We start from the raw sequence: 16,122 nt of genomic DNA, 5'->3' as shown, positions 1-16,122 counted from the left end.
CCACGGTCTCGCCGATTTCCCCTTGGTTGAGCCAGATCATCGCTGAGACCCCGGTGTTCGTTACCTCTCTTTCAGGTGCTTTTAATCACCGCCAAAGGGTTTCACCTTTTTCGGTGATCTCGGGAAGGATCAGCACACGCGGTGGGGGTCACCGCGCTTTCTTTCCAGGGAGAAAATCACGTGAAGAAGACCCTGGGCAGACTCGCGGGCGCCGTGCTCGCGAGCGCCCTGATCGGCCTCGCCGTCGCCCCGGTCGCTTCGGCGCAGGAGGCGGACACCACGGCGCCCACCTCCGAGGTCGCGACTCCGCCCACTTCGGACACTCCCGCCACGGACGTGCCCACCTCCGACGCCCCGACGTCGGACGCACCGACCTCGGACGCGCCGTCCACTTCGGACACCCCGACCACCGGTGCGCAGCCGACCGACTCGACCCAGCCGGGCGAGCCGTCGAACACCGGTGAGCCGACCTCGCAGCCGACCGAGCCGACGTCCACGACCACGTCGGGCTCCGAGGAGACCACCACTCCGGAAGAGCCGCCCTACGAGGACGACATCGCCTTCGGCATCGACCTCGACGGCAACCAGGGCATCTTCGTGATCGCCTGCGCCGCCGGCGAGCCGACGAACGTGCACTCGAACGACTTCGACCTCGTCGAGGGTCCGATCCAGGACGAGACCGACGGCCGGTACTGGGAGTGGCTCGTGACGCGCCACGACGGCGTTTCGTTCGACGCCGGCAACGTGACCGCCGACTGGACCTGCTCCGGCAAGCCGGCCGACGACCACCCGGTGCCGCCGGCCGGTGGCGCGAGCTCCGGCTCCGCGGGCACCACGGGCGGCGACGGCACTTCGCAGGTCAAGTACGCGCCCAAGGGCGGCGTCGAGACCGGCTTCGGCGGCATGGCCGCCTGATGCGCAGGAAGTTCGGGCAGGGCGCCGCGCTCGCGGGCGCCCTGCTCCTCTCCGTGACGCTGAGCGCGTGCGGTTCGGACGCCCCGGCCCCGGCCGCGGCGGCGAAGCCCGCGCCCACCTCGGTGCCGGTGACCAAGCCCTTCACCGGCCTTCGCCCCACGTCGGTGGAGATCCCGAAGATCGGCGCGAAGTCGTCGCTGATCACCGTGCTGCCCAACAAGGACGGGCAGATCTCGGTGCCTTCGGTGAAGACGCCGATGCAGGCCGCGTGGTACCGCCTCTCGCCGGTCCCCGGTGAAGTCGGCCCCGCCATCGTGCTCGGCCACGTCGACGGCAACCACCAGCCGGGCATCTTCTACAAGCTCAAGGACGTGAGCCCGGGCGACGAGGTCGACATCGAACGCAGCGACGGCAAGAAGCTGAAGTTCGTGGTGGACCACAAGGACGAGGTCCCGAAGGACACGTTCCCCACCCAGGCGGTCTTCGGCAACACCGACAAGCCGCAGCTGCGCCTGATCACGTGCGGTGGCGTGTTCGACCACGCCGAGCACAGCTACAAGGACAACATCATCGTGTACGCGAACCTGGTGGCCTGAGCTCCTTCAGGAACGGAACGACACAGCCCGGCGCCGGCGGCGGCCGGGCTGTGCCCGTTCTCCGCCTTGGCCGGGCTGCTGCGCCGGTTCGACGCGCAGCCACCCGAGCCGGCCGGTCCGGTCGGGCACGCCGGTCGACAGCAGCACCGGCGCGCCGAGGCGGTTGGCCAGCCAGCGGCCCATCCGCGGCACCTCCGCCGGTGCGACGTGCGGCGCCACCACGCGGACCTGCTTGCGCGGGAAGTGCTTCAGGACTTCATTCCACGCGTCGGCCGGGATCTGGGGCGGGATGTCGAGCACCACCGTCCGCTCCGGTCCGGTCGCGACCCCGCGGCTCAGCAGCCAGGCGCGATCGCTGATGTGGCCGCCGAAGTGCATGATCGTCGCGCTGCCGACCCGGAAACTCGCCGGTTCCATTCCCCTCCTCGGCTCGAGCACCTCACGTCAACACGAGCGAAGTCTGTCCGCGGTTCAGAGCAGCGGCGTCAGCAACGCCCGCCGGCCCTCCGGCACGTACTCCGCGTAGTTGTCGTACAAGGCCCGCCGCGCGAGCCTGGCCGCGGACTCGCCGTCGGCGGCGCGCACAGCTTCCAGCACCTCGGCGTGGTGGATCAACCACGAGTTCATCAGCGCCGTCCGGTCCCGCGCGTGCTCCAGCTTGTCCTCGATCAGCTCCAGCACCACGCCGCGCACGACCTCGGCGCTCACCACCAGCAGCGGGTTGCGCGAGGCCCGGGCGATCGCCTCGTGGAACGCGACGTCGGCGCGGCTGAACTGTTCGTACCCTTCCGAAGCGCCGGCGCGCATAGCCGCCAGCGCGGCGTCCAAGGCGGACAGGTCCTCGTCGGTGCGGAGCGTCGCGGCCAGCAGGTGGGCGGACCCGTCGAGCACCATCCGGAACTGGAGCAGCTCCGCCAGCCCGACGTGGTCGGCGCGGGCCAGCCGGTGCATCGACCGCTGCAAAGCCGCTGGTGACGCGGCCAGCACCTCGGGGCCGCGCGGGTCGCCGGGCCGCGAGCGGATCAGCTCCGCCGCCTGCAGCACCCGCAGCGCTTCGCGCACCGTGGAGCGCCCGACGGCGAACTGCGTCATCAGCTCGCGTTCGCCGGGCAGGCGCTCGCCGGGCTTGAGGCGGCCGCTGATCACGGCCTCCTCGATCTGCTGCACGATCCGCTCGTACGCGCGGACCGGGGCCACCGGTTCGAACTTCATCCCTTGACCTCGGGCTCGGGCGGTGCCAACCTCAGGCTACTGGTCAGACCAGTGTACTTCCTCGGCCGGTTGCGCAGGAGGCTGAATGAAAACCCGGCTCCACCTCGCGGCGCTCGCGGTGCTGCTCGCGGTGTCCGGCTGCTCCGCCGGGTCCTCGGCGAGCGTCTCGAGCGGGCCGGACACGCTGTCCGTGGGCTTCACCGCCGAACCGGCGAACTTCGACTTCACCCACTCCGACGGCACCGCCATCCCGCAGGCGCTCCTCTACAACGTCTACGAAGGCCTGGTGAAACTCGACGCGCAAGGCCGCGTGGTGCCGCTGCTCGCGAAGTCGTGGACGGTGAGCCCGGACCGCAAGACGTACGACTTCCAGCTGCAGCCGGGGGTGAAGTTCAGCAACGGCGCGCCGTTCACGGCCGCCGACGTCAAGTTCTCGCTGCTGCGCGTGAAGACCGACTGGACGATCTCGATCAAATCGGCCATGGACGTCGTGGACCACGTCGACGTCGTCTCGCCCGAGCACGCGCGCGTGGTGCTCTCGAAACCCAGCAACGGCTGGCTGTTCAGCCTCACCAGCCGCCTCGGCGCGATGTTCAGCCCGACCGGCGTGGGCGACCTGGCGAACAAACCGGTCGGCACCGGTCCGTACGAAGTGGCGTCGCGCCGGCGCGGGGACTCCATCGTGCTCAAGGAGAACCCGGACTACTGGGGCCACAAACCCGCGTACTCCACCGTCGTCCTCAAGTACATCGCCGACCCGACGGCGCTCAACAACGCGCTGCTGAGCAACGGCATCGACGTGATCTCGTCGCTGACCTCGGCCGATTCCATCCCGCAGTTCGAGGGCGACAACCGGTTCACCGTCATCCAGGGCACCACGAACAGCGAGGTCACGCTCGCGTTCAACAACCGGCGCGCGCCGCTGAACGACCCGCGCGTGCGCCAGGCCCTGACGTACGCGATCGACCGGAAAGCCGTGCTGGACCTCGTGTTCAACGGCCGCGGCACGCTCATCGGCAGCATGGTCCCGCCGACGGACCCGTGGTACGAGGACCTGGCGCAGGTCTATCCATACGACCCGGCGAAGGCGAAGCAGCTGCTCGCGCAGGCCGGGGTGAAGAACCTCGACCTGCGGATGCGGATCCCGAACCTGCCCTACGCCGTGTCGGCCGCGCAGGTGGTGCAGTCGCAGCTGGCCGACGTCGGGGTCCGGACCACGATCGAACCGCTCGACTTCCCGGCCGTGTGGCTCAAGCAGGTGTTCACCGACCACGACTACGACCTGTCGATCGTGCAGCACGTGGAGGCCCGCGACATCACGACGTTCGGGAAACCCACGTACTACTGGGGTTACGACAGCCCGCGCGTGCAGCAGCTGCTGGCCGAGGCCGACAGCGGCACGCCGCAGCAGCAGATCACCGACATGAAGCAGGTGGCGCGCCAGCTCAACACCGATGCCGCGGCCGACTGGTTGTTCCTCTACCCCAACGTGATCGTGGCGAAGACGAAGGTCACCGGGTTCGCGCGCAACCAGGTGAGCGAATCGTTCGACCTGACGGGGCTGAGGCCGGCATGACCGGGAAAGTGGCCCGGCGCCTGGCGATCTTCGTGGTCAGCCTGGTCGTGGCGTCGATCGTGGTGTTCCTCTTCATGGCCGTGCTGCCCGGTGACCCCGCGCAGGTCGCGCTCGGCGTGAACGCGACGCCGGAGCTGCTGGCGAAGACGCGCGCGGAGTTCGGCATCGACAAACCGCTGATCACGCAGTACCTGACGTGGATCGGCGGGGTGCTGCACGGCGACTTCGGCCGCTCCTACGTCACGCGCGAAGCGATCGGCCCGCAGCTGCTCGACCGGCTCGGCGTCACGTTGTGGCTGGTCGGCGCGGGCATGGTCGTGGCGCTCGTGATCGCGGTGCCGGTGGGGACGTTCGCAGCGGTGCGGCACCGGAAAGCCAGCGGCGTCACGGTTTCCGGGCTGTCGCAGATCGGCGTGGCGATTCCGGCGTTCCTCGCCGGCATCATCCTCGTGCAGATCTTCGCGGTGCAGCTGCGCTGGCTGCCCAGCGGCGGGTGGACGCCGCCGAACCAAAACACCGGCGATTTCGTCCGCGGCCTGATCCTGCCGGCGCTGTCGCTCGGGCTGGTGCAGGGCGCGGTGCTCACGCGCTACGTGCGCTCGGCCGTGCTCGACACGCTCGGGCAGGACTACCTGCGCACGGCGCGGTCGAAGGGCCTGCTGCCGGGCCAGGCGTTGCGGCGCCACGGGTTGCGCAACGCGTCGGTGCCCGTGGTCACGGTGCTCGGCCTGCAGCTCGCGACGCTGCTGATCGGCGCCGTGGTGGTGGAGCGCGTGTTCGTGCTGCCGGGGCTGGGCAGCATGCTGCTCGACGCCGTGTCTTCGCGGGATCTGCTGACGGTGCAGGGGATCGTGCTGGTCCTCGTGGCGGGGGTGCTGCTGGTGAACTTCGTCGTCGACGTGCTCTACACCGTGCTCGACCCGAGATTGCGGGGTTCGTGATGACCACGCGCACGCCGGTCCGCCCGCGCAGCGGCAGCCTCCTCGTCGGCTCGATCCTGGTCGCGCTGGTGGTGCTCGCCGCGCTCGCGTCGTTCGCCTGGACGCCGTACGACCCGGTGCAGGTCGACGCGCAGGACAAGTTGCTGGGCTTCTCCGCCGAGCACCTGTTCGGCACCGACAAGTTCGGCCGCGACGTGTTCAGCCAGATCATGGTCGGCGCGCGGACCACGCTGTACGTCGGCGTGGTGGCCGTCGGCATCGCGGCGATCATCGGCACGCCGCTCGGCGTGCTGGCGGGCCTCGCGCCGCGGTGGCTGGGCGAGTTCGTGATGCGCGTGAACGACCTGGTGCTCGCGTTCCCCGCGCTGCTGCTGGCGATCATGTTCGGCGCGGTGTTCGGCGCCGACACGCTCACGGCGATGATCGCCATCGGCATCGCGACGATCCCGTCGTTCGCGCGGATCGCGCGCTCGGGCACCCTGCAGGTGGCGAGCAGCGAGTTCGTGCTGGCGGCGCGCGCGGCCGGGCGGTCGCGCGTGAACATCGCCGTGCGCCACGTGCTGCCGAACATCTCGGGCCTGCTGATCGTGCAGGCGTCGGTGTCGTTCGCGATCGCCGTGCTGGCCGAGGCGGCGCTGTCGTTCCTGGGCTTCGGCACGCGGCCGCCGACGCCGTCGTGGGGCCGGATGCTGCAGGAATCGCAGGAGCTGCTCACGAGCCACCCCCGGCTCGCGCTGGTGCCGGGCGTCGCGATCGCCTTGGCCGTGCTCGGGTTCAACCTCCTCGGCGACGGTCTGCGCGACCGGCTCGACCCCCGATTGGCGGCCCGCGCATGACGCTCACGGTGAAGGGCCTGCGGGTCGGTGACCTGGTGCGCGACGTGTCGTTCGAGGTCGGCGCCAGCGAGCGCGTCGGCCTGATCGGCGAGTCGGGGTCGGGCAAATCGCTCACGGCGCTGTCGATCATGGGCCTGCTGCCCGAAGGCCTGCACGCGACGGGTTCGGTGCGGCTGGGTGATCGCGAGCTGCTGTCCGCGTCCGAAAAGGACCTGTCCCGCCTGCGCGGCAACGGGTTGTCCATGGTGTTCCAGGAGCCGATGACGGCGCTGAACCCGGTGATGCGCGTCGGGCGGCAGGTCACGGAGCCGTTCCGCGTGCACGGGCGGCGCGGCCGGCCGGCCGAGGAGCTGCTGGCGGCGGTCGGGCTGCCCGGCACCGCGCGGGCGTACCCGCACCAGCTCTCGGGCGGGCAGCGCCAGCGCGTGGTGCTCGCGATGGCGCTGGCCACCGAGCCGTCGCTGCTGATTTGTGACGAGCCGACGACGGCACTCGACGTGACGGTGCAGGCGCAGATCCTCGCGTTGCTCAAGGACTCTCTGTCCGCCGAGGCGGCGCTGCTGTTCATCACGCATGACCTGGCGGTGGTGGCGACGGTGTGCGAACGCGTGCTGGTGATGCTGGACGGAGAGATCGTGGAGCGCGGGTCGACTCGGGACGTGCTCACGAATCCGCAGCACGGGTACACCAAGTCGTTGTTGGCTGCCTCAGACCTGGACGGAGCGGCCCGATGAGCGCGTTGATCGAGGTCCGCGACCTGCACCGGCGTTATGCCCGGCGCGACGTGCACGCCCTGCGCGGCGTGAGCTTCGACGTCGAGGCGGGCCGGCGGTTCGGCATCGTCGGGGAATCGGGCTCGGGCAAGTCGACGTTGGTGCGGCTGCTGGCCGCGCTGGACCGGCCGACGTCGGGCACGGTGTCGTTCCAGGGCAAGCGCATCGACGACCAGCCCGAACGCAGGCTGGGGTTCCTGCGCTCGGCACTGCAGATCGTGTTCCAGGACCCGATGGGTTCGCTCGACCCGCGGATGCGCGTACGCGACATCATCTCCGAGCCGCTGGGCCGCCGTGACCCGGCGCGCGTCGCGGAACTGCTGGCGGCCGTCGGCCTGCCGTCCGATGCTGCTTCCCGCTACCCGCACCAGTTCTCCGGCGGCCAGCGGCAGCGGATCTCCATCGCCCGCGCGCTCGCGCCGAACCCGAGCGTGCTCGTGGCCGACGAACCGGTGAGCGCGCTCGACGTCTCGGTGCGCAAGCAGATGCTGGACCTGCTCGCGCGGCTGGTCGAGGAGTTCTCGCTGACGCTGGTGTTCGTGTCGCACGACCTCGGTGTGGTGCGGCACGTGTGCGACCGCGTCGCCGTGATGCGGCGCGGGGAGATCGTCGAACTGGGTGACGTGGAGGAGGTCTACGGGACACCGCGGCACGAGTACACCCGGGAGCTGCTGGCGGCCGCGCCCAACCTGCGCGCCGAGCTGGCCCGGCTGAGTGGAGGGAGTGCGGAGGATGCCTGACCATCCCGCGGGACTGCCGATCGGCGCCGGCTGGATATCCACAGTGGACACGGCCGAGGTCGTGTTCCCCTACGACGGCACCGTGGCCGGGGTCGCGCCGGTCGGCACGGCGGAGCTGGCCACGCGGGCGATCGACGAGGCCGTGGCCGTCGCGCGCGAGGTGGCGGCGCTGCCGTCGCGCGACCGCCGGACGCTGCTGAACGGCGTGGCCGCCGCGTTGCGCGAACACCGCGACGAGTTCGAACGGCTGCTGGTGCTGGAGACCGGGAAACCCCTCGTCGACTGCCGGGTGGAGGTCGCGCGCACGATCGTCACGTGGGAAGCGGCGGCCGAAGAGGTGTCGCGGCTGCACGGCGAGACCGTGCCGCTGGACCTGCTGCCCTCGGGCGACGGGCTGGTCGGGTTCTGGAAGCGCAAGCCGATCGGGGTCGTCGTCGGGATCGCGGGGTTCAACTACCCGGTGCTGCTGGCGTCGCACAAGATCGCGCCGGCGATCGCCGCGGGCTGTCCGGTGGTGCTGAAGCCGGCGCCGCAGACGCCGCTGGCGACGTTGTGGCTGGTGCACCTCGTGCGTTCGCTCGCGCCCGTGCCGGCGATGGTGCAGCTGGTGACCGGCGACGCCGCCGTCGGCTCGGCGCTGGTCACCGACCGGCGGATCGGCGCGGTGTCGTTCACCGGCTCGGCCGCCGTCGGCCACCGGATCGCCCGCGACGCGGCGCCCACGAAGACGTTGCTGGAGCTGGGTTCCAACGCCGCTCTCGTGGTCGCCGAGGACGCGGACCTCGACGCGGCGGCCGACGCCGTGCTGCGCGGCGGGTTCTACGCGTCGGGCCAGGCGTGCATCTCGGTGCAGCGAGTGCTCGTGGTCGCGCCGGTGGCCGAGGAGTTCACGGCGAAGGTGCTGGCGCGGCTGGCCGAGGTGACTGTCGGTGACCCGCGGCTGGAGGCCACGCGGGTGTCGAAGCTGATCGACCGGCGCTCGACCGAGCGCGTGCGGGAGTGGGTCGACAAGGCGATCGCGGCCGGCGCGCGCCTGCTGGCGGGCGGCGGCCTGCGCGACGGCGCGCTGGAGCCGACGGTGCTCGCCGACGTGCCCGACGGTGCCGAGTGCTGGGACGAGGAGGTGTTCGGCCCCGTGGTCTGCGTGCGCACCGTGTCCGATGTGGACGAAGCGTTCGCGGCGGTCAACGCTTCGCGCTACGGGTTGCACGCCAGCGTGTACAGCCGTTCCCTGAATACAGCGTTGCGCGCGCTCGACGAGCTCGAGGTCGGCGGAGTGGTCGTGAACGAGGTGCCCGGCTTCCGCTCGGACACCATGCCGTACGGCGGGGTGAAGGACTCCGGCATCGGCCGCGAAGGCCCGCGCTTCGCCGTGGAAGAGCTGACCGTGACGAGGATGGCGGTGCTGCGCCCGTGAACTACGAGAACCTGTTCCGGCTGGACGGCCGCCGCGCCGTGGTGCTCGGCGGCGGCAGCGGGATCGGCCGCGAATCCGCGCGGGCGCTGGCCGCGCACGGTGCGCACGTGATCTGCGCGGACCGCGATGTGGCCGCGGCCCGTGAGACGGGTGTCGCCGAGGTGTACGAGATCGACCTGCTCGAACCGGGCGCGGTCACGCGCGCGGCCGCGAAGCTGGGGGAGCTCGACGTCGTGGTGCTCACGGCCGGCGTGAACGTGCGCAAACGCCTGCTGGACTACACGCGTGCGGAGTTCGACCGCGTCGTCGAGCTGAACCTCGGTGTCGCGTTCGAGGTGCTGCGGGCGTTCGGCGCGCCGATGGTCGAGCGCGGGCGCGGCAGCATCATCGGCTTCTCGTCGATCCGCGGCACCACCGTCGAACCGGGCCAGGGCCCGTACGCGGCGACGAAGGGCGGGCTCGTGCAGCTGTTCCGCACGGCCGCGGCGGAGTTCGGGCCCGCGGGCGTGCGCGTGAACGCCATCGCACCCGGTGTCGTCGAGACGCCGCTGACCGCGCAGATCAAGTCCAGCCCCGACTGGTACGACGCATACGCGGCGAAGGGCGCGCTGGGCCGCTGGGCGCGTGCCGACGAGCTGGCCGGCGCCGTCGTGTACCTCGCTTCGGACGCTTCGACGTTCGTCACGGGCTCCGTGCTCGCCGTCGACGGCGGCTGGACCGCTGTCGACGGGCGCTTCGAACCACCCGCTTCGTGAACCGGAGGTTTCGCATGGTTTCGCAGACCGAGTTGGCCGACCTGACCGCGGTGGAGCTGGTCGCGGGGTACCGTTCGCGCGAGCTGTCGCCCGTCGACGTCACCGAGTCCGTGCTGGCGCGCATCGAGGCGCGCGAACCTTCGCTGCACGCCCTGTACGAGTACGACGCGGCTTCGGCGCGCTCCGCGGCGAAGGAGTCGGAGGCGCGCTGGCACGCGGGCGAACCCCTGGGCCCGATCGACGGCGTTCCGCTGACGCTGAAGGAGAACATCGCGACACGCGGCACGCCGGTGCCCCTGGGTACCGCGGCGACCGCGCTGTCGCCCGCCGTCGCCGACGCCCCGGCCGCCGCGCGCGTCCGCGAATCGGGCGCGGTGCTGCTGGCCAAGACGACCATGCCGGACTACGGCATGCTCACGTCCGGGCTGTCGAGCTTCCACGAGGCTTCCCGGAACCCGTGGGACCTCTCGCGCACCCCGGGCGGCTCCAGCGCCGGCGCCGCCGCGGCCGCCGCGGCGGGCTACGGACCGCTGCACGTCGGCACCGACATCGGCGGCTCCATCCGCCTGCCCGCGGGCTGGTGCGGGCTGGTGGGCCTGAAGCCGAGCTTCGGCCGCGTGCCGGTGGACCCGCCGTTCCTCGGCCGCGTCGCCGGACCACTGACCAGGACCGTCGCGGACACCGCGCTGCTCATGGGCGTGCTGTCGGCGCCCGACGCGCGCGACCACCTGAGCCTGCCACCCGCGGCACTGCACTGGACCGCGCTGGAGGGCTCGCTGCGCGGCCTGCGCGTCGGCCTGCACCTCGACCCGGGCGTCGGGCTGCCGGTGTCCCCGGACATCCTTTCGGCCGTCACCGCCGCGGCGCAGGTCTTCGAGGCCGCCGGTGCCGTCGTCGAACCGGTGGACCCGTTCCTCACCCGCGAACTGCTCGACGGCCTGGACGTGTTCTGGCGCGTGCGCGCGTGGTCGGACCTGCTGGCACTGCCCGAGGACCGCCGCGCCCGCGTGCTGCCCTACATCGCGACCTGGGCCTCGGGCGGCGCCGCAGCGTCCGGAGTGGACACCTACCGCGGCTTCACCTGCATCGACCGCATGAGCGTCGCCGCACTGCACGCCACGGCCGCCTACGACCTCGTGCTCTCCCCGACCTGCGCCGTCTCGGCCCCGCCCTTCGACCACGCGTCGCCGACCGACGACCCGCAGCGCCCGTTCGAGCACATCCCCTTCACGGTGCCGTACAACATGTCCGGCCAGCCCGCGGTGTCCCTCAACTGCGGCTACACGAGCGACGGCCAGCCCATCGGCCTGCAACTCGCGGCCCCCCGCTTCGCCGACGTCGAACTCCTGCGCGCGGCCGCCGCGTACGAGCAGCTGCGCCCGCAGCAGCACGCCTGGCCGGTCAGCTGACGGCTTCGGCGAGTGCCAGCACGCGCTGCGCTTCCTCCACGTGCAGGTTTTCGACCATCCGCCCGTCGACCGTGACCACGCCGCGGCCGGCGGCGCGGGCGTCGTCGAAGGCGGCGATCACGCGGCGCGCGTGGTCGACCTCGGTGGCCGACGGGGCGAAGATCCGGTTGCACGGCTCGATCTGCGACGGGTGGATGAGCGTTTTGCCGTCGAAGCCGAAGTCGCGGCCCTGGTGGCATTCGGCTTCGAAACCGGAAGCGTCCTTCACGTCGTTGTAGACGCCGTCGAGGATGACCTTGCCCGCGGCGCGGGCGCCGAGAACGGCGAGCGACAGGCTGGCGAGCAGCGGTCCGCGGCCCGGGACGAACGCGGCGTGCAGTTCCTTGGCGAGGTCGTTCGTGCCCAGCACGAGCACGGTCAGCCGCTCCGACGCGGCGGCGATCTCCTCGGCGTGCAGGATCGCGAAGGGCGTTTCGAGCATCGCCCAGATCTTCGTGCGCTCCGGGGCGCCGTCCAGCGCTCGTTCGAGGCCTCGCACCTCGTCCGCCGAGTTCACCTTCGGGACGACCACGGCGGCGGGGCCGGCGGCCGCGGCGGCCCGCAGGTCGGCGTCGTGCCATTCGGTGTCGAGGCCGTTCACGCGGATGGCCACTTCGCGGTCGCCGTAGTCGCCGAGGGCGGCGCACACGCGTTCGCGCGCGGCTTCCTTCGCGTCGGGCGCGACGGCGTCTTCGAGGTCCAGGATGAGCGCATCGGCCGGCAGGGTCTTCGCCTTCTCGAGCGCGCGTTCGTTGGCGCCCGGCAGGTAGAGCACCGATCGGCGGGGGCGGACCTGCGGCATGCTTGCTCCTCACGTGACGGTCGCGTAACCCTAAACCGGGCTTGCGCGGCACCGCTGCGGCGAAAGTCACCGCCATCCGGGTGACGCCCGTGACCTGCGAAGTCCACTGTGGAACCCGTCACGGTTGCGCCGAACGGTGTAATGCACTGGACCCTTTGCCGCGCCGGTGAACCGCGCGACCCGTAGTCGTTCGTAGGCGCTCCGTAACACCACTCACCTCCGGCTCACTCGGTTGGCCGCACCGTCGGGCCGAAGTCCGACGACCGCCCACCGACCGGTCACCGACCGCTGAGCGCCGCCGATCGCAGCCACTCGTGCAACGTGAAGACCCCGTGCCGCCGCACTGGTACTCAATTCATGTGCCCGTTTCACGAGGCACGCAGGGGACAGGTTGTTGAAGGAGGCGGACTCGTGGCGGCTACACCTCAGAACACCGAGCGCTCGACGGTCGCCGGTGGCGCGAAGCGCAGCCGGTCGATGCCGAGCCGGGTGGTGCCGCCGATCGAGCTCCCCGCGAGCGTCGACGAGCTGGCGCGCAAGGCCGCGGCCCTGATGGGCTGGACCGGCGTTGTGCTGCCCACGACGACCCTGCTCGGCCGCAAGGTCAGCATCGTCGCCCGGCTCCGCACCGACGTGCACGCGGAGCGCATCGCGATGGGTGTCGGTCCCGTCGCCGATCGCGCCACCGTCGACACCTGGACCTGGCCAGAGCTGGCCGCGACCGCACCCGCGCCGGCCGCCGAGATCATCGGCGTCCTCGCGGTCGCCCGGCACTGGCGGACCGCGATGGCCTCCGCGGTTCCGTTCGCCCGTTACGGCGAGGCCGCGATGGTGCTCCCATCGCCAGCCGTACTGACGGAGGACTACGTGGCGAACTGCCTGCCGCGCGCTCGCGCGTACGGCCTCGCCATCGCCACCGCCGACCCCCACGCCCAGGTCGACCTCGACCTCGAAGGCCGCACGGAGCGCATCCTCCTCGCCGAGGACCCCGTGTCCCGCTGGGTCAACGAGATGGCCTACGACCAGCTCCTGCGCACCGCCGAAGTCCCGGCCGACGTCGACTGATCGACCCGGCGCGCCCGCTCCGCCCGGACTACCCTCGCGACCATGCGAGTCGTCATTGCCGGTGGCCACGGTCAGATCGCCCTGCGTCTCCAGAGGCTGCTCGCCGAACGCGGTGATCAGCCGGCGGGCCTCGTGCGGAATCCCGCGCACGAGGCGGACCTGACGGCGGTCGGCGCGGAGACCGTGGTGCTCGACCTCGAGAAGTCCGATGTGGACGCGGTCGCCGACGTGCTCCGCGGTGCCGACGCGGCGGTGTTCGCCGCGGGCGCCGGCCCGGGCAGCGGCGAGGCGCGCAAAGACACCGTCGACCGCGGTGCCGCCGTCCTCTTCGCCGAAGCCGCCGAACGCGCGGGCGTCCGCCGCTTCGTCCAGATCGGTTCGATGGGCGCCGACAACCCCGACGTCCCGGGACTCGACCCCGTTTTCGCCGCGTACCTGCGGGCGAAGCGGGCGTCCGAGGAGGACCTGCGGACCCGCGACCTCGACTGGACGATCCTCCGGCCCGGCCCGCTGACCAACGACTCCGGCACGGGCCACGTCAAGATCGCCGACAAGACCAGCCGCGCGGAGGTGTCGCGCGAAGACGTCGCCGCCGTCGTGGTCGCCCTGCTCGACGCGCCGGACACCGCGCGCCGCACGCTCGAGCTGATCGCGGGTGACGACCCGATCGACGAGGCGATCTCGGCGCTCTGACCTGCACCATTAGGATCGGGTTCGCATCCATCGGACCACGCGAACGGGGAATCCTCCTTGCGGGACATCGCGGTTTTCAGCGGTAGCGCTCATCCCGAACTGGCGGCGGAGATCTGCACCCACCTCGGGGTACCGCTGCTCCCGGTCCAAGTCGAGCGCTTCGCCAACGACTGCCTCCAGGTGCAGCTGCAGGCCAACTGCCGCGAGCGCGACGTCTTCCTCATCCAGCCGCTGGTGAAGCCGGTGCAGGAACACCTGGTCGAGCTGCTGCTGATGCTCGACGCCGCCCGCGGCGCGTCCGCGGCTCGCACCACCGTCGTCATGCCGCACTACGCGTACGCGCGCTCCGACAAGAAAGACGCGCCGCGCATCTCCATCGGCGGTCGCCTCGTGGCGGACCTGATGGTGACCGCGGGCGCGAACCGCGTGCTGGCCATGACCCTGCACTCGCCGCAGGTCCACGGCTTCTTCTCCGTACCCGTCGACCACCTGCACGCGCTGCACGAGCTGGCCCGCCACTTCCGCCAGTACGACCTCTCCAACGCCACCGTCGTCTCGCCCGACCTCGGCAACGCGAAGGAAGCGGCGCACTTCGCGCGGCTGCTCGGCGTGCGCGTCGCGTCCGGCACGAAGCAGCGCTACGCCGACGACCGCGTGGAGATCACGTCGGTGATCGGCGACATCACCGGCCGCGACGTGATCGTGCTCGACGACGAGATCGCGCGCGGCAGCACCGTGCTGGAGCTGCTCGACCGGCTGCGCGAGCTCGGCCCGCGCTCGATCCGCGTCGCCTGCACCCACGGCCTGTTCGCCGACAAGGCGATCGACCGCATCGGCAGCCAGGAGGACGTGCTGGAGATCGTCTGCACCAACACCGTCCCGGTGCCGTTCGAGGAACGCACCGAAAAGCTGAAGATCCTGTCGATCGCGCCGGCGATGGCCGAGGCGATGCGGCGGATCCACAACGGCGAGTCGGTCAGCTCGCTGTTCGAGCCGAACTGATCAAGCAGGGCCGAGGACCCGGTCGAGGTACGTGTTGGTGAACGTGCCGCCCGGGTCGCATTCCTTGCGCACGCGCAGGAAATCGTCGAAGTACGGGTAGCGCGTGCGCAGGGTGTGCGAGTCGAGGTCGTGCATCTTGCCCCAGTGCGGGCGGCCGCCGACCTGCGCGCAGATCGCCGCGAAACCGTCGAAGTACTCGCGGTAGGGCATGCCGACGAACTGGTGGATCGCGACGTAGGCCGAGTCGCGGCCGCTCGCCGTGGACAGCCAGATGTCGTCGCCGGCGGCCACGCGCACCTCGACTGGGAACATCACCGGGTTCGCCAGCCGGGGCACGAGCGCGCGCAGCTCGGCCAGCACGTCGAGCAGTGATTCGCGGGGCACGGCGTACTCGGACTCCACGAACCGCACGCCGCGGTGCGTCACGAACACGCGGTGCGAGAGGTCGCTGTAGTCGCGCGCCGAGAGCACCTGGGCGGCGAACCCGCCGAGCGGCTGCACGAGCCGCGGCACCGCGCGCCCGAGGCGGCACAGGCCGCCGAACGCGACGTTTTCGGTCAGCTCGTAGTCCACGAACTGGCGGACCTTGGACAGCGGCCGGCGCGGCGTCCCGAGCGGCTGCCGGTTGTTGCGCTTGACCAGCGCGTTCTTGCCGTAGGGGAACCAGTAGAACTCGAAGTGGTCGTTCTCGGCGGCGAACTCGTCGAAGCCCTCGAGCACCTGCTCCAACGGCTCGGGGCGCTCCTGCGCGGACAACACGAACGAGGGTTCGCACTGCAGGGTGACGGTGGTGAGCACGCCGAGCGCGCCGAGGCCGACGCGAGCGGCGTTGAACAGGTCCGGTCGTTCCTCGGCGGAGCAACTGACGACGGAACCGTCGGCGAGCACGAGCTGCAGCGCGGTGATCTGGGTGGCGATGCCGCCGAGGCGTGCGCCGGTGCCGTGGGTGCCGGTTGAAATCGCGCCGGCGATCGTCTGCGCGTCGATGTCGCCGAGGTTCGTCATGGCGAGCCCGAGCGCGTCGAGTTCCGCGTTGAGCTGCTTGATCGTGGTGCCGGCGCGAACGGTCACCTGGTGCGTTTCGAGGTCGGCGCGCTCGATGCCGGCCCAGCGCGTGAGGTCGAGCGCGTCGCTGTCGGCGACGGCGATGGCCGTGAAGGAGTGGCCGCTACCCCAGGGCCGCACGCGCCGTCCCGTGCTCGTGATGCCGGCGACGACGGCGGCTACCTCGGCCGTGCTGCGGGGCCGGTGCACCCGCTGCGGGGAGGCCTTGGCGGTGCCGGCCCAGTTGCTCCACGGAGTCATGCGCGCACCTTGTCGTCGCCGAGCTGAGTGTCCTCACGGTAGTGGC

17 protein-coding genes are annotated in these 16,122 nt (G+C 71.3%); 13 read left to right on the top strand and 4 right to left on the bottom strand.

Annotated elements, in window-relative coordinates:
* Positions 1 to 180: 180 nt before the first annotated feature.
* Positions 181 to 915, top strand: coding sequence for a hypothetical protein (locus ACIA77_RS28980; protein ID WP_395889154.1), 735 nt, complete (start codon positions 181 to 183; stop codon positions 913 to 915).
* The gene (locus ACIA77_RS28975; RefSeq protein WP_395889153.1) at positions 915 to 1,511 is read left to right on the top strand and encodes a class F sortase; all 597 of its coding nucleotides are present in this window, start codon (positions 915 to 917) and stop codon (positions 1,509 to 1,511) included. Before ACIA77_RS28980 ends, ACIA77_RS28975 begins: the two co-directional genes overlap by 1 nt.
* A 6-nt stretch (positions 1,512 to 1,517) precedes the next feature.
* Here ACIA77_RS28975 and ACIA77_RS28970 read toward each other — a convergent pair whose 3' ends face one another.
* Positions 1,518 to 1,928, bottom strand: a complete 411-nt coding sequence (locus ACIA77_RS28970) for a hypothetical protein (RefSeq protein WP_395889152.1) — start codon at positions 1,926 to 1,928, stop codon at positions 1,518 to 1,520.
* A 54-nt stretch (positions 1,929 to 1,982) separates the two neighbouring features.
* The gene (locus ACIA77_RS28965) at positions 1,983 to 2,723 is read right to left on the bottom strand and encodes a FadR/GntR family transcriptional regulator (protein WP_395889151.1); all 741 of its coding nucleotides are present in this window, start codon (positions 2,721 to 2,723) and stop codon (positions 1,983 to 1,985) included.
* Positions 2,724 to 2,808: 85 nt separating this feature from the next.
* Here ACIA77_RS28965 and ACIA77_RS28960 point away from each other — a divergent pair, with 85 nt between their 5' ends.
* From ACIA77_RS28960 to ACIA77_RS28925, 8 genes are read left to right on the top strand one after another with little or no spacing between them, the layout of a single operon-like run.
* Positions 2,809 to 4,299, top strand: coding sequence for an ABC transporter substrate-binding protein (locus tag ACIA77_RS28960; protein WP_395889150.1), 1,491 nt, complete (start codon positions 2,809 to 2,811; stop codon positions 4,297 to 4,299).
* Positions 4,296 to 5,240 (top strand): ABC transporter permease, encoded by a 945-nt coding sequence (locus tag ACIA77_RS28955; RefSeq protein ID WP_395889149.1) that lies wholly within the window; start codon positions 4,296 to 4,298, stop codon positions 5,238 to 5,240. Before ACIA77_RS28960 ends, ACIA77_RS28955 begins: the two co-directional genes overlap by 4 nt.
* Positions 5,240 to 6,076 carry an ABC transporter permease gene (locus tag ACIA77_RS28950; protein WP_395889148.1) on the top strand — a complete coding sequence of 279 codons (837 nt, stop codon included), beginning with the start codon at positions 5,240 to 5,242 and terminating at the stop codon, positions 6,074 to 6,076. The genes ACIA77_RS28955 and ACIA77_RS28950 overlap by 1 nt, the downstream gene beginning before the upstream one ends.
* Positions 6,073 to 6,810, top strand: coding sequence for an ABC transporter ATP-binding protein (locus ACIA77_RS28945; RefSeq protein ID WP_395889147.1), 738 nt, complete (start codon positions 6,073 to 6,075; stop codon positions 6,808 to 6,810). Before ACIA77_RS28950 ends, ACIA77_RS28945 begins: the two co-directional genes overlap by 4 nt.
* Positions 6,807 to 7,589 carry an ABC transporter ATP-binding protein gene (locus ACIA77_RS28940; protein WP_395889146.1) on the top strand — a complete coding sequence of 261 codons (783 nt, stop codon included), beginning with the start codon at positions 6,807 to 6,809 and terminating at the stop codon, positions 7,587 to 7,589. Before ACIA77_RS28945 ends, ACIA77_RS28940 begins: the two co-directional genes overlap by 4 nt.
* A complete protein-coding gene (locus tag ACIA77_RS28935; protein ID WP_395889145.1) occupies positions 7,582 to 9,006 on the top strand; it encodes an aldehyde dehydrogenase family protein in 1,425 nt (474 codons plus the stop codon). Before ACIA77_RS28940 ends, ACIA77_RS28935 begins: the two co-directional genes overlap by 8 nt.
* Positions 9,003 to 9,761: an SDR family NAD(P)-dependent oxidoreductase gene (locus ACIA77_RS28930; RefSeq protein WP_395889144.1), complete on the top strand. Its 759-nt coding sequence runs from the start codon at positions 9,003 to 9,005 to the stop codon at positions 9,759 to 9,761. The genes ACIA77_RS28935 and ACIA77_RS28930 overlap by 4 nt, the downstream gene beginning before the upstream one ends.
* 14 nt (positions 9,762 to 9,775) lie before the next feature.
* Positions 9,776 to 11,170, top strand: coding sequence for an amidase (locus ACIA77_RS28925; RefSeq protein WP_395889143.1), 1,395 nt, complete (start codon positions 9,776 to 9,778; stop codon positions 11,168 to 11,170).
* On the opposite strand, the gene ACIA77_RS28920 is transcribed toward ACIA77_RS28925, so the two are convergent.
* A complete protein-coding gene (locus ACIA77_RS28920; RefSeq protein WP_395889142.1) occupies positions 11,163 to 12,011 on the bottom strand; it encodes an HpcH/HpaI aldolase/citrate lyase family protein in 849 nt (282 codons plus the stop codon). The genes ACIA77_RS28925 and ACIA77_RS28920 overlap by 8 nt on opposite strands.
* Before the next feature lie 411 nt (positions 12,012 to 12,422).
* Between ACIA77_RS28920 and ACIA77_RS28915 the strand changes: the two genes are divergently transcribed.
* The 3 genes from ACIA77_RS28915 to ACIA77_RS28905 are packed head-to-tail and all read left to right on the top strand — an operon-like array spanning position 12,423 to position 14,771.
* The gene (locus ACIA77_RS28915; RefSeq protein WP_395889141.1) at positions 12,423 to 13,076 is read left to right on the top strand and encodes a hypothetical protein; all 654 of its coding nucleotides are present in this window, start codon (positions 12,423 to 12,425) and stop codon (positions 13,074 to 13,076) included.
* Between the two features lie 42 nt (positions 13,077 to 13,118).
* Entirely contained in the window at positions 13,119 to 13,769 is a 651-nt protein-coding gene (locus tag ACIA77_RS28910) for an SDR family oxidoreductase (protein ID WP_395889140.1), read from the top strand.
* A 57-nt stretch (positions 13,770 to 13,826) separates the two neighbouring features.
* Positions 13,827 to 14,771, top strand: coding sequence for a ribose-phosphate diphosphokinase (locus ACIA77_RS28905; RefSeq protein WP_395889139.1), 945 nt, complete (start codon positions 13,827 to 13,829; stop codon positions 14,769 to 14,771).
* On the opposite strand, the gene ACIA77_RS28900 is transcribed toward ACIA77_RS28905, so the two are convergent.
* The gene (locus ACIA77_RS28900) at positions 14,772 to 16,076 is read right to left on the bottom strand and encodes a D-arabinono-1,4-lactone oxidase (RefSeq protein WP_395889138.1); all 1,305 of its coding nucleotides are present in this window, start codon (positions 16,074 to 16,076) and stop codon (positions 14,772 to 14,774) included. It lies immediately after the preceding gene.
* Positions 16,077 to 16,122 lie beyond the last annotated feature (46 nt).

The sequence above is a fragment of the Amycolatopsis sp. NPDC051903 genome (assembly GCF_044452505.1).
GTDB lineage: Bacteria > Actinomycetota > Actinomycetes > Mycobacteriales > Pseudonocardiaceae > Amycolatopsis.
The sequence above is the reverse complement of the archived record's forward strand: the minus strand, read 5'-3'. Positions and strand labels throughout refer to the sequence as shown.

Coding starts and splice junctions, on each gene's coding strand:
- ACIA77_RS28910 (WP_395889140.1), top strand. CDS start 13,119: ATGCGAGTCGTCATTGCCGGTGGCCACGGTCAGATCGCCCTGCGTCTC.
- ACIA77_RS28950 (WP_395889148.1), top strand. CDS start 5,240: ATGACCACGCGCACGCCGGTCCGCCCGCGCAGCGGCAGCCTCCTCGTC.
- ACIA77_RS28920 (WP_395889142.1), bottom strand. CDS start 12,011: ATGCCGCAGGTCCGCCCCCGCCGATCGGTGCTCTACCTGCCGGGCGCC.
- ACIA77_RS28900 (WP_395889138.1), bottom strand. CDS start 16,076: ATGACTCCGTGGAGCAACTGGGCCGGCACCGCCAAGGCCTCCCCGCAG.
- ACIA77_RS28975 (WP_395889153.1), top strand. CDS start 915: ATGCGCAGGAAGTTCGGGCAGGGCGCCGCGCTCGCGGGCGCCCTGCTC.
- ACIA77_RS28945 (WP_395889147.1), top strand. CDS start 6,073: ATGACGCTCACGGTGAAGGGCCTGCGGGTCGGTGACCTGGTGCGCGAC.
- ACIA77_RS28965 (WP_395889151.1), bottom strand. CDS start 2,723: ATGAAGTTCGAACCGGTGGCCCCGGTCCGCGCGTACGAGCGGATCGTG.
- ACIA77_RS28955 (WP_395889149.1), top strand. CDS start 4,296: ATGACCGGGAAAGTGGCCCGGCGCCTGGCGATCTTCGTGGTCAGCCTG.
- ACIA77_RS28970 (WP_395889152.1), bottom strand. CDS start 1,928: ATGGAACCGGCGAGTTTCCGGGTCGGCAGCGCGACGATCATGCACTTC.
- ACIA77_RS28960 (WP_395889150.1), top strand. CDS start 2,809: ATGAAAACCCGGCTCCACCTCGCGGCGCTCGCGGTGCTGCTCGCGGTG.
- ACIA77_RS28925 (WP_395889143.1), top strand. CDS start 9,776: ATGGTTTCGCAGACCGAGTTGGCCGACCTGACCGCGGTGGAGCTGGTC.
- ACIA77_RS28935 (WP_395889145.1), top strand. CDS start 7,582: ATGCCTGACCATCCCGCGGGACTGCCGATCGGCGCCGGCTGGATATCC.
- ACIA77_RS28940 (WP_395889146.1), top strand. CDS start 6,807: ATGAGCGCGTTGATCGAGGTCCGCGACCTGCACCGGCGTTATGCCCGG.